The 12,241-nt window shown below is 59.8% G+C and carries 12 protein-coding genes; 5 read left to right on the plus strand and 7 right to left on the minus strand.

Translation table 11 applies throughout. The features are described 5' to 3' along the window. Window positions 1-13: 13 nt before the first annotated feature. The 6 genes from NK667_RS01695 to metG all read right to left on the minus strand — a co-directional run bounded on the left by NK667_RS01695 (window position 14) and on the right by metG (window position 6,243). Window positions 14-586, minus strand: coding sequence for an Rnf-Nqr domain containing protein (locus NK667_RS01695; protein ID WP_054613671.1), 573 nt, complete (start codon window positions 584-586; stop codon window positions 14-16). After that, window positions 579-1,190, minus strand: coding sequence for an RnfABCDGE type electron transport complex subunit G (locus NK667_RS01700; RefSeq protein ID WP_054613672.1), 612 nt, complete (start codon window positions 1,188-1,190; stop codon window positions 579-581). Before NK667_RS01700 ends, NK667_RS01695 begins: the two co-directional genes overlap by 8 nt. After that, the gene (locus tag NK667_RS01705) at window positions 1,187-2,179 is read right to left on the minus strand and encodes an RnfABCDGE type electron transport complex subunit D (protein ID WP_054613673.1); all 993 of its coding nucleotides are present in this window, start codon (window positions 2,177-2,179) and stop codon (window positions 1,187-1,189) included. The genes NK667_RS01700 and NK667_RS01705 overlap by 4 nt, the downstream gene beginning before the upstream one ends. Then, entirely contained in the window at window positions 2,166-3,377 is a 1,212-nt protein-coding gene (gene rsxB, locus NK667_RS01710) for an electron transport complex subunit RsxB (RefSeq protein ID WP_054613674.1), read from the minus strand. The genes NK667_RS01705 and rsxB overlap by 14 nt, the downstream gene beginning before the upstream one ends. Then, window positions 3,374-3,943, minus strand: a complete 570-nt coding sequence (locus NK667_RS01715) for an Rnf-Nqr domain containing protein (protein ID WP_054613675.1) — start codon at window positions 3,941-3,943, stop codon at window positions 3,374-3,376. The genes rsxB and NK667_RS01715 overlap by 4 nt, the downstream gene beginning before the upstream one ends. A 248-nt stretch (window positions 3,944-4,191) precedes the next feature. Then, window positions 4,192-6,243, minus strand: coding sequence for a methionine--tRNA ligase (gene metG / locus NK667_RS01720; protein ID WP_054613676.1), 2,052 nt, complete (start codon window positions 6,241-6,243; stop codon window positions 4,192-4,194). Window positions 6,244-6,574: 331 nt separating this feature from the next. Here metG and apbC point away from each other — a divergent pair, with 331 nt between their 5' ends. Then, entirely contained in the window at window positions 6,575-7,669 is a 1,095-nt protein-coding gene (gene apbC / locus NK667_RS01725) for an iron-sulfur cluster carrier protein ApbC (protein WP_054613677.1), read from the plus strand. A 129-nt stretch (window positions 7,670-7,798) separates the two neighbouring features. Here apbC and NK667_RS01730 read toward each other — a convergent pair whose 3' ends face one another. Continuing rightward, entirely contained in the window at window positions 7,799-8,557 is a 759-nt protein-coding gene (locus tag NK667_RS01730; RefSeq protein WP_054045171.1) for an SDR family oxidoreductase, read from the minus strand. A gap of 166 nt (window positions 8,558-8,723) precedes the next feature. Here NK667_RS01730 and NK667_RS01735 point away from each other — a divergent pair, with 166 nt between their 5' ends. The 4 genes from NK667_RS01735 to groL all read left to right on the plus strand — a co-directional run bounded on the left by NK667_RS01735 (window position 8,724) and on the right by groL (window position 12,235). Continuing rightward, the gene (locus tag NK667_RS01735; protein WP_054045170.1) at window positions 8,724-9,455 is read left to right on the plus strand and encodes a HugZ family pyridoxamine 5'-phosphate oxidase; all 732 of its coding nucleotides are present in this window, start codon (window positions 8,724-8,726) and stop codon (window positions 9,453-9,455) included. Window positions 9,456-9,521: 66 nt separating this feature from the next. After that, window positions 9,522-10,001: an FxsA family protein gene (locus NK667_RS01740; protein ID WP_054045168.1), complete on the plus strand. Its 480-nt coding sequence runs from the start codon at window positions 9,522-9,524 to the stop codon at window positions 9,999-10,001. Between the two features lie 247 nt (window positions 10,002-10,248). Next, the gene (locus NK667_RS01745) at window positions 10,249-10,542 is read left to right on the plus strand and encodes a co-chaperone GroES (protein WP_054045166.1); all 294 of its coding nucleotides are present in this window, start codon (window positions 10,249-10,251) and stop codon (window positions 10,540-10,542) included. Between the two features lie 49 nt (window positions 10,543-10,591). Beyond that, window positions 10,592-12,235 (plus strand): chaperonin GroEL, encoded by a 1,644-nt coding sequence (groL, locus tag NK667_RS01750; protein WP_054613678.1) that lies wholly within the window; start codon window positions 10,592-10,594, stop codon window positions 12,233-12,235. Window positions 12,236-12,241 lie beyond the last annotated feature (6 nt).

Genomic DNA, 12,241 nt, shown 5'->3' on the forward strand with positions numbered 1-12,241 from the left:
TCCTCGAAAGCGGTCAATTTGAGAGGCGAAGCCAAGCCTGTTTCGCAGCGATCAGCAGCCCCAGCAGAATAAATCCGCCGGGGACCAGTGTGGCCAGGCGCAAGCCACCGTCAGCGGTCAGTATCCAGCCGGGCCAATCCAGCCCGCCGACCAGCCAGGACAGATGCGCGCCCACAGTGCCGTTGCCGACGAGTTCGCGCAGCAACCCCATGCTCATCATCAGCGCCCCGAACAGGCCACACAGGCGCAAGCGATCGCGCCAGGGGCTCTGGAAAAATTCATTGCTGTCCAACACGACGCATTGCAAGGCAATCAGTCCGGCATACAACCCCAGATGTTGCTGCCATTGCAGCGACCAGGCTTGCCCGACGAGTTCAGCGCAACTGGTCAGCGCGGCTGCCAGCAGAACGCCGGCCGGCACGCGTGTCCACGGGACAAGTCGGACGCGTAAGGGGGCCATTCCTGTGCCGTACGCAGCAATCACCACCACGAACATCAACCACACGCCCAGGGCGGTCATCAGGGAATTAGTGGCGCCGATCAGTGGCGCCAGCATCAACGAGTTCTGCACAGAGGCTTTATTCATGGACGACGCTCCCGACCAGCTGTTGCCGATGCTCATCAAAGTAGCGCAACGCATCATGAATAGCGTTGATCACCGCTCGCGAGGTGGTGGTCGCTCCGGCCATTTGATCGAATTGTCCCTGATCCTTTTTCAGCGCCCAGCCGTTGTCAGCGGGATCTGTGCGCGACTTGCCGGTGAAGAGGTGCAGCCAGGCGTTCGGCCAATCGGCGAGACGTCCGCCCAGGCCCGGGGTTTCCGCCTGCTTGAGGGTTTTGACGCCGAGCAGTTTGCCGTTGGCGTCGATGACAATCAGCAACTCGATGGTGCTGGTGTAGCCCACAGTCTGGCTACGCAACAATACGGCACTGGGTTGGCTAGCCTTGGTTGCCAAGTAACCCGTCAGCAATGTGCTGTTGCTCAGCGAGGTATTGTCGAGGACCAGTGGCTTTTCCAGCGGCTGATTGTCGTAACTCTCAGGCGGCAACATATCCAGCAGCGTGCGACTGTCGATCAGCCGTTGTTCGGTGGCAATGCGCTCGGCACTGGTGTGTTGCACAAGGTAGGTCGCGCCAATTCCCAGGCCGGCCAACAACACCAATGTCACAACGCTGGTCGCCCGGCTCATGGTGCGCCTCGCTCCTGGCGGCCGGCGACAAACCGCTCCAGCGCCGGTACACAGAGGTTCATCAGCAACACGGCAAAGGCCACGCCGTCCGGGTAACCGCCCCAGGTGCGAATCAGGTAAGTCAACAGTCCCACACCCGCGCCGAACATCATCCGGGCGCCAGGGCTTTTGGCGCCAGACACCGGCTCCGTGACGATAAAGAAAGCACCGAGCATGCTCGCGCCAGTCAGCAGGTGAAACAGCGGCGAACCGTGTGAGTCCGAGCCCGAGCCGTTCCAGCACAGCAGGCTGATGACGAACAGACTGGCGAGCATGCCCACCGGTGCATGCCAACTGAACACCCGCTGTTGCAGCAGGAAGGCACCGCCTGCCAGAAACGCCAGGTTGACCCATTCCACGCCGCGCCCGCCAAAGTGGCCGAACGCCGAATTGCCGGCGAACAGCTCATCCATGGTGAGGCTTTTGTTGATGCGCAGGCTGTCCAGTGCCGTGGCCTGGACCCAGGCATCCGGCGTCTGGCTGAAACTGAAGCCGAAGATCTGTTGCAGACCACCGAGCAGGTCCATGGCATGGGATGTCGGCCAATGGGTCATCGGCTGCGGAAAACTCACCAGCACCAGGGCGAAACCGAGCATGGCCGGGTTGAACGGGTTCTTGCCGACGCCGCCATACAGATGTTTCCCGAACAGCATCGCGGCGGCCGCCGCACTGACCGTCAGCCACCACGGGCAATAGGGCGGCAACGCCAACGCCAGCAACGTCGCGGTGACCAAGGCACTGCCGTCGCTCAAGGTCGGCTGGATGGCACGTTGGCGTAGCTTCAGCACGGCGGCTTCCACCGCCAGCGCCGGTATCGCGGTCAGAATCAGGTTGATCAATACGCCCCAGCCGTACAGCCAAAACAACGCCAGCGTCCCCGGCACGGTGGCCAGCAATACCAGCTTCATGGCCTGCTGAAGGCGTTCGTCTACCGACTCAAGGGGCGACATAAGCCTCCACTAGACGTTCGGCTTCCAGCAGTCGGGCGCGGGCCTTGTCCATCAACTCGGCAGGCGTATCAGGTTGTCGCTCCAGTTTGCTGACGTCGGCGCGGGCGTAGGCCAATTCGGTTTTGAGCTGTCGGAGCTGCTTGTCGATAGGACGTTTTTCGACACGCTGCAAATCAGGTAACGGTTGATCGCTGACGGCTTCCGCATCGTGCAAGGCCTGTTCGGCGTCTTTCAACGCTTGCTCCAATGCCTCGATCTGCTGCGCCGGAGCTTCGTTGGTTTGCGCTTTTTTCAATTCGGCGCGGCGCATGGCCAACTGGATTTTTGCGCGTTTCAGCTCTGCATCTTTTGCCGGGGCAACCGGTGCCGGAGCTGGCGGTGCGCTGCTTTCCAATTGCGCCAGTGCTCGTTCGGCCGCTTCGAATTGCTGTTGCAGCACGATCAATTGCGACTGCTGCTCGAAGGTCGGCGGATGCCCGAACGCCTTCAGTGATTTGTTCAATTGTGCGCGACTCATCGCCACGTCGATCTTGGCTTTTTTCAGCGCTGCATCAGCGGTCGCGGCTTTCTGCGCACGGACTCGATCAAGGGCGGCCTGCACCGGATTGAGCGTCACTTCGCTGGGTTGCGCTGCACGTTGGGCGCGGGCTTCGCGCTCGGCGACTTTCTGTTGTTCTTCACGTTGCAGTCGGGCGTTTCGTTGTTCGAACCGACGCCGTGCACGGTTGCGCTTGGTGGCCCGGGCTCGTTGTTCTTCAAGGCTGAACGCCAGGCCGCCGACAATCGGCAGCACCGTGGCCAGCGGCAACGGGTGCATTTCGATGCAGTCCACCGGGCACGGCGCCACGCACAGGTCGCAACCGGTGCATTCATCGACGATCACGGTGTGCATCAGTTTCGCCGCGCCAACGATGGCGTCCACCGGGCAAGCCTGGATGCACTTGGTGCAGCCAATGCATTCAGCTTCGCGAATATAGGCAATCTGCGCCGGTGCCGAACCGCGACTGATGTCCAGTTCCAGCACCGGCACTTTCAACAGTTCAGCGAGGGCGGCGATGGTTTCGCTACCGCCCGGCGGGCACTTGTTGATCGACTCGCCGCTGGCAATGCCTTCGGCGTAGGGCTTGCATCCGGGATGGCCGCACTTGCCGCATTGGGTCTGGGGCAGGAGGGCGTCGATGCGTTGAGTCAGACTCATGTTTTGATCAGTCCACTGAATCCGAGAAAGGCCACTGCGATCAGTCCGGCGCCGATCAATTGGATCGGCAAGCCACGAAAGGGCAGGGGAACATCGTTGTCACGTGTGCGCTGGTGCAGGTCATTAAACAGGCTCAATACCAGCCAGAAACCCAACCCCGCGCCAAGGCTCAAGGCCGTGGCGTGGAAAAATCCCTGGTCGTCCCCGGCGTTGAGCAAGGTCAGCCCGAGCACACCGGCGTTACCCAGCAGCAACGGCCAGAGGCCTTCGAACGGAAGTTTTGGCAGTAATCGCGACAGCAGCTGCAGCAGCGGGGCGATCAGCAAAACGCTCAATGGCAGGAACACGAACAGGCGCAGGCTCGTCAGCTCCAGTGGCACCAGTAACCAATGGTAGAGCGCGTAACCGAGCATACCGACGATCAGCATCAGGCTCGCCGTGGCAATGCCCAGTGCGTGGACCTGCCTTTGCTCCGAACCCAACAACGGATCGACGCCCAGCGGCCACTGCAACACGAGGTTGTTGATCAGGGCGGCGCTGATAAGCGTAAGGAGCAGTTCGGTCATGATCTGTCTACCTGAGCGTCCGTATCCACAAATCGTTGGGCTGATGTTGAACCTGTAGGAGCTGTCGAGTGAAACGAGGCTGCGATCTTTTGATCTTGATCTTTTTAAAAGCAAGATCAAAAGATCGCAGCCTCGTTTCACTCGACAGCTCCTGCAGGGAGGAGCCCAAGCTCAGAGATAGTATGGGCCAGACATGAAAATCCCACAGTCACGCCAGGCACGACTGTGGGATTTGTTCAGCAAAGTACTTACTTGATGCGCTGACCCGGCTTGGCGCCGCTGTCGGGGCTCAGCAGGTAGATTTCTTCACCGCCAGGACCGGCCGCCATCACCATGCCTTCGGAAATCCCGAACTTCATTTTGCGCGGCTTGAGGTTGGCGATCATCATCGTCAGGCGACCTTCGAGCTTGGACGGATCCGGGTAAGCGCTCTTGATCCCGGAAAGCACGTTGCGTTGCTCGTCACCGATGTCCAGGGTCAGGCGCAGCAGTTTATCCGCACCTTCCACGGCTTCGGCCTTGAGGATCAGCGCAACCCGCAGGTCAACAGCGGCAAACGCATCGAACTCGATTTCCGGCGACAGCGGTTCCTTGATTAGTTCACCGTTGCCGGCCGGTGCAGTTTCACCGGTGTCGGTAGCGCTGGCGGTCAGGTCTTCTTTCGAGGCGTCGGTCATGGCTTGGACTTTTACCGGGTCGATGCGGGTCATCAACGGTTTGAACTCGTTCAACTGATGATTGCTCAGCAGCGTGGCGTGGTCGTTCCAGGTCAGCGGCGCGACATTCAGGAATGCCTCGGCGTCGGCGGCCAGCAGCGGCAGTACCGGCTTGAGGAAGATCACCAGTTGGCGGAACAGGTTGATGCCCAGGGCGCAGATGGCCTGGACTTCGTCGTGCTTGCCTTCCTGTTTGTTCAGCGACCACGGCGCCTTGTCGGCGATCCAGGCGTTGGCGCGGTCGGCCAGGCCCATGATTTCGCGCATGGCGCGAGCGAAGTCGCGAGCCTCGTAGGCGTCGGCGATGCTTGGCGCAGCCGCGAGGAACGCGTCGGTCAGTTCCGGCGCGGCATTACCTGCCACCAGCACACCGGCGTTGCCTTTCTGGATGAAACCGGCGCAACGGCTGGCGATGTTGACGACTTTGCCCACCAGGTCGGAGTTGACCTTCTGCACGAAGTCTTCGAGGTTCAAGTCGAGGTCGTCGACACCACGGCCCAGCTTGGCCGCGTAGTAGTAACGCAGGTATTCCGGCGACAGATGATCAAGGTAAGTCCGCGCCTTGACGAAGGTGCCGCGGGACTTGGACATTTTCTGACCGTTGACGGTCAGGTAGCCGTGCACGTTGATGCCGGTCGGCTTGCGCAAACCCGCGCCTTCAAGCATTGCCGGCCAGAACAGCGCGTGGAAGTTGACGATGTCCTTGCCGATGAAGTGGTACAGCTCGGCGGTCGAATCCTTGGCCCAGAACGCGTCGAAATCCAGGTCCGGACGACGGGCGCAGAGGTTCTTGAAACTGGCCATGTAGCCAATCGGCGCGTCCAGCCACACGTAGAAATACTTGCCTGGCTCGCCTGGGATCTCGAAACCGAAGTACGGCGCATCGCGGGAGATGTCCCACTGTTGCAGGCCGGCGTCCAGCCACTCGGCGATCTTGTTCGCCACGGCGTCTTGCAGGGTGCCGCTGCGGGTCCAGGCCTGGAGCATTTCCTGGAAGTCCGGCAGTTTGAAGAAGAAGTGCTGGGAATCCTTGAGCACCGGGGTGGCGCCAGAGATTGCCGACTTCGGATCCTTCAGGTCGGTTGGGGCGTAGGTCGCACCGCATTTTTCGCAGTTGTCGCCGTACTGGTCTTCCGTGCCGCATTTCGGGCAGGTGCCCTTGATGAAGCGGTCGGCCAGGAACATTTTCTTTTCCGGGTCGAAGTACTGCGTGATCGAGCGCTGGGCAATGTGCCCGGCGTCGCGCAGCTTCAGGTAGATCTGGCTCGACAGCTCACGGTTTTCTTCGGCGTGAGTGGAGTGGAAATTGTCGAAGTCCACCAAGAAGTCGGCAAAGTCGGCGCTGTGTTCAGCCTGGACGTTGGCGATCAGTTGTTCCGGGGTGATGCCTTCCTTTTCCGCGCGCAGCATGATGGCCGAGCCGTGAGCGTCGTCGGCGCAGACATAAATGCATTGATTGCCGCGGTGCTTCTGGAAGCGCACCCACATGTCGGTCTGGATGTATTCCAGCATGTGGCCAAGATGGATCGAACCATTGGCATAGGGCAGGGCGCTGGTGACGAGGATCTTGCGTGGCTCGGACATGGGGCTCGGCTACTTGATGAAACGGAGGTCGGCCACTATAAAGCGCTGGCGCATATTTTTCACCCCCGGCACAGGCCATCACGGTCCCTTGTAGCAGCTGGCGAAGCCTGCGTTCGGCTGCGCAGCAGTCGTAAAATCGGACACGGAGGTGTTTCAGGCAGTGCGCGGTGTCCGGTTTGGCGACTGCTGCGCAGCCGAACGCAGGCTTCGCCAGCTGCTACAGAATGCGTGTGGTCACCGGATAATTGTCACATCCTGAAAGCATGCCGTCCGGCCTGTAGAACAGGTACGATACCCGCCTGATTTTCCAGTCTTGTTATCGGAGTTGCCCATGAGCGCCGTCAATCGCGCAGCGGTGGAAGCCGTCCTTCGCCAATACACCGACCCTTACCTGAACCAGGACCCGGTCAGCGCCGGGTGCGTGCGCAATATCGACATCCAGGGTGATCGCGTCAGCGTCCAGCTGGAACTCGGTTACGCCGCCGGCCTGTTCAAAAGTGGCTGGGCTCAGATGTTGGAAATGGCCATCCAGAACCTCGACGGCGTGAGCAGTGCTCGTGTCGACATCACCAGCGTCATCGCCGCGCACAAGGCCCAGGCACAGATTCCGGGCCTGGCCAACGTCAAGAACGTTGTCGCCGTGGCGTCCGGCAAGGGCGGCGTAGGCAAGTCCACCACCGCCGCCAACCTGGCGCTGGCGCTGGCCCGTGAAGGCGCCAAGGTCGGGATTCTCGACGCCGACATCTACGGTCCGAGCCAGGGCATCATGTTTGGCATTCCCGAAGGCACCCGACCGAAGGTCAAGGATCAGAAGTGGTTCGTGCCGATTGAGTCCCATGGCGTTGAAGTGATGTCCATGGCGTTCCTGACCGACGACAACACGCCGATGGTCTGGCGCGGCCCGATGGTCTCCGGTGCGCTGTTGCAACTGGTGACACAAACCGCGTGGGGCGATCTCGATTACCTGGTCATCGACATGCCGCCAGGCACCGGCGACATCCAGCTGACCCTGGCCCAGAAAGTCCCGGTGGCGGGTGCAGTGATCGTCACCACGCCGCAGGACCTGGCCCTGCTCGACGCACGCAAAGGCGTCGAAATGTTCCGTAAGGTCAACATTCCGGTGCTGGGCGTGGTGGAAAACATGGCCGTGCACATCTGCTCCAACTGCGGGCATGCCGAGCATCTGTTCGGTGAGGGCGGCGGCGTGAAACTGGCCACTCAATATGGCGTTGAATTGCTGGCGTCGCTGCCGCTGGCGATGGCCATTCGCGAACAGGCTGATGGCGGCAAGCCAACCGTGATCGCCGAACCGGACAGCCCGATTGCGCTGGTTTACCAGGAACTGGCCCGCCATGTCGGCGCGCGGATTGTGTTGCAAGAAGCGGCAACCCCGGCGATGCCGAATATCACCATTAGCGACGATTAATCACAGAAGAAACACAATCCCCTGTGGGAGCGGGCTTGCTCGCGAATGCGGTAGATCAGTCAACTTATCTGTTGAATGACACGCCGCATTCGCGAGCAAGCCCGCTCTCACATTGGTTATGCGGTGGACTTAAATCCGCAACCCGCCATCCATCTCCAGAATCCGGCCGGTGTAGTAGTCGTTCTCGAAAATGTAGGCTGCCGAATGGGCGATCTCATCCGGTTTGCCCATGCGCTTGAGCGGAATCCCGGCGGTCATTTTCTCCAGCGCTTCCGGCTTCATGCCCAGCGTCATCTCGGTTTCGATAAAGCCCGGCGCAATCCCCGCCACGCGAATACCGTAGCGCGCCAGTTCCTTGGCCCAGGTCACGGTGGCTGCTGCCACGCCGGCCTTGGCGGCGGAGTAGTTAGTCTGGCCGACGTTGCCAGCGCGCGAGATCGACGAGATATTGATGATCGCGCCGCTGTTTTTCAGCTCGACCATTTTCGCCGCGACTTCACGGGTGCACAGGAATACGCCGGTCAGGTTGACGTCGATCACCGCCTGCCACTGGGCCAGGCTCATCTTGGTCATTTCGCCGTCCTTGACCTTCAGCAACAGCCCGTCGCGCAAGATCCCGGCATTGTTAATCAAGCCATGGATCGCGCCGAAATCTTCGGCGACCTGGGCAACCATGTGCGTCACTTGCTCTTCATTGGCGACGTTGCACAGGTAGGCGCGGGCTTCGACGCCCTTGGCCTTGCACGCGGCGACGGTGTCATCGAGCTTTTCCTGGTTCAGATCGACCAGCGCCAGTTTCGCGCCCTTGCCGGCGAAATACTCGGCCATCGAACGGCCTAAACCCTGGCAACCGCCAGTGATAATGATTACTTTGTCAGTGAGTTGCATTCGCATGCCCCAATAGCAGGTCGCAGTGGTGATCCTTGTAGAGAGCCTCTCGATCTGCACCTGATGTGGCCTGGTTGCACATGAGAACTGCCCCGATGGCGTGCTGGATACTTATCTCCAGGCGCCTGTCCGTTTTTTCGACGGATTCTATATAAGGAGTCATAAATTGAGCGTTGAAGCGGCCAAGAATGCCCGAGAATTGCTTCTCAAGGAATACCGCGGAGTGCTTTCGACGCACTCCAAGGCGATGCCCGGTTTCCCTTTCGGTTCGGTGGTTCCGTATTGCCTGGACGAGCAGGGCCGGCCGCTGATCCTGATCAGCCGCATCGCCCAGCACACCCACAATCTGCAAAAAGATCCTAAGTGCTCACTGTTCGTGGGCGAGCGCGGTGCCGAAGACGTGCAAGCCGTCGGTCGCCTGACCTACCTGGCCGAAGCTGAAAAGATTGAAGACGCCGCCGCTGTCGATGCGGCCGCCGAGCGTTACTACCGCTACTTCCCGGATTCGCAGAACTACCACAAGGCGCATGATTTCGATTTCTGGGTGCTCAAGCCCGTGCGTCACCGCTACATCGGCGGTTTCGGTGCGATTCACTGGGTCGATCAACTGACCCTCGCCAACCCGTTTGCCGGCAAGGCCGAAGTGAGCATGGTTGAGCACATGAATGCCGACCACACCAAAGCCATCGCCCACTACGTCGAACTGGCCGGTCTGCCGAAAACCGAACCGGCGCAACTGGCCGGCATCGACACCGAAGGCATGCACCTGCGCATTGGCCAGACGCTGTACTGGCTGCCGTTTCAAGCCCCATGTAATACGCCGACACAAGTGCGCGAAGCCTTGGTTTTCCTGGCTCACGCCGAGCATTGGCCAAAAAATGAAGTGGCCGACGCTTGAATTCACGATATGGCGACGTCATCTAAAGAACACTGGCAAGGCATTCTTGCGTTGAGGAACCATTTGATGCGCCCTTTTTTATTGCTCTTTGTACTGTTTCCGGTGTTGGAGCTGTTCGTATTCGTCAAGGTCAGCGGGGCCATCGGGTTTTTCCCGGCCCTGCTGCTGATCATTCTCGGCTCGATGCTCGGCGTGTTCGTGCTGCGCATCGCCGGTCTGGCTACTGCACTGCGGGCCCGTGAAAGCCTGAACCGCGGCGAGCTGCCGGCCCAGACCATGCTCGAAGGCTTGATGCTGGCATTGGCGGGCGGTCTGTTGATTCTGCCGGGCTTCGTCACTGACGTGCTGGGCCTGATCATGCTGATGCCGATCTCTCGCCGTCTGCTGGCGAACAAAATGCGCCAGCGCGCCGAAGAACAGGCGATTCGTCAGCGTGCATTCGCCGACGACCTGCAATCGCGCGGCGGTCCTGCCCCACGCCAACAACCGTTGGGCCGCGAGCCCAACGTGATCGAAGGCGAGTTTGAACACCACGATCCCAAGTAAAGCGTTTCAGCTGCACGGCACCTTCGGGTGCCGTGTTCGTTTGCGGGCAGCAACATGAAAAAATTTGCTTGCTCGCCCTTGTAATAAGCTTATGCGCCCTTATGTAACGGTCACCGCAAGGTTTCTGGCGATCATGCCAGACAGACTTCCGCGGTTCGCTTGACGAACCGCACCCGGCACCGCCGGATTTGTTAAACCCGCCGGGAATACACCGGCCGATGAAAACCACAATTAGGAGAGATCGACAATGAAGCTTCGTCCTCTGCATGACCGCGTCGTCATCCGTCGCAGCGAAGAAGAAAAGAAAACCGCTGGCGGTATCGTCCTGCCAGGTTCGGCTGCTGAAAAAGCCAACAGCGGCGAGATCCTCGCTGTCGGTACCGGCCGTGTGCTGGAAAACGGTGAAGTGCGTGCACTGGCCGTAAAAGTGGGTGACAAGGTTGTGTTCGGCCCGTACTCCGGCAGCAACACTGTGAAAGTTGACGGCGAAGACCTGCTGGTAATGGCTGAGAACGAGATTCTCGCTGTTATCGAAGGCTGATTCCCCGCTCATTTTCCCGCTACTACAAAGTATTTAAGGAATATCGATCATGGCTGCTAAAGAAGTTAAATTCGGCGACTCCGCCCGCAAGAAAATGCTCGCCGGTGTAAACGTCCTGGCTGACGCAGTAAAAGCGACCCTGGGCCCTAAAGGCCGTAACGTGATCATCGAGAAGAGCTTCGGCGCTCCGACCATCACCAAGGACGGCGTTTCCGTAGCCAAAGAAATCGAACTGAAAGACCGTTTCGAAAACATGGGCGCGCAGCTGGTCAAAGACGTTGCCTCCCGTGCCAACGATGACGCAGGCGATGGCACCACCACCGCTACCGTTCTGGCTCAATCGATCGTCAACGAAGGCCTGAAAGCCGTCGCTGCCGGCATGAACCCGATGGACCTGAAGCGCGGCATCGACAAAGCGACCATCGCTATCGTCAAAGAGCTGAAATCCCTGTCCAAGCCTTGCGCTGACACCAAGGCAATCGCTCAGGTCGGCACCATCTCGGCCAACTCCGACAACTCCATCGGCGACATCATTGCCGAAGCCATGGAAAAAGTCGGTAAAGAAGGCGTGATCACCGTTGAAGAAGGCTCGGGCCTGGAAAACGAACTGTCGGTTGTTGAAGGCATGCAGTTCGACCGTGGCTACCTGTCCCCGTACTTCGTCAACAAGCCAGAGACCATGACTGCCGAGCTCGACGGTCCGCTGATCCTGCTGGTCGACAAAAAGATCTCGAACATCCGCGAAATGTTGCCAGTACTGGAAGCCGTTGCCAAAGCCGGCCGTCCACTGCTGATCGTGGCCGAAGACGTTGAAGGCGAAGCCCTGGCGACTCTGGTTGTGAACAACATGCGTGGCATCGTTAAAGTCGCAGCCGTCAAGGCTCCAGGCTTCGGCGACCGTCGCAAGGCCATGCTGCAGGACATCGCCGTCCTGACTGGCGGTACCGTTATCTCCGAAGAGATCGGTCTGAGCCTGGAAAGCACTACCCTGGAACACCTGGGTAATGCCAAGCGCGTGATCCTGTCCAAAGAAAACACCACCGTGATCGACGGCGCCGGCGTTGAGACTGATATCCAGGCTCGCGTTCTGCAAATCCGTCAGCAAGTGGCTGACACTTCGTCCGACTACGACCGTGAAAAACTGCAAGAGCGTCTGGCCAAGCTGTCCGGCGGCGTTGCAGTGATCAAGGTTGGCGCTGGTTCCGAAGTTGAAATGAAAGAGAAGAAAGCCCGCGTTGAAGACGCCCTGCACGCTACCCGTGCAGCCGTTGAAGAAGGCGTGGTACCTGGCGGCGGCGTGGCACTGGTTCGCGCTCTGCAGGCTATCTCCGAACTGAAAGGCGACAACGCCGATCAAGACGTTGGTATCCAGTTGCTGCGTCGCGCTGTTGAAGCGCCACTGCGCCAGATCGTTGCCAACTCCGGCGACGAGCCAAGCGTAGTTGTCGACAAGGTCAAGCAGGGTTCGGGTAACTACGGTTACAACGCTGCTACCGGCGAATACGGCGACATGATCGAAATGGGTATCCTGGACCCGGCTAAAGTGACTCGTTCGGCTCTGCAGGCAGCGGCTTCCATCGCCAGCCTGATGATCACGACCGAAGCCATGATCGCCGAGATCAAGGAAGAGGGCGGCGCTGGCGGCGGTATGCCAGACATGGGCGGTATGGGTGGCATGGGCGGCATGATGTAAGCCAGC

Source organism: Pseudomonas nunensis, from assembly GCF_024296925.1.
Taxonomy (GTDB): domain Bacteria; phylum Pseudomonadota; class Gammaproteobacteria; order Pseudomonadales; family Pseudomonadaceae; genus Aquipseudomonas; species Aquipseudomonas nunensis.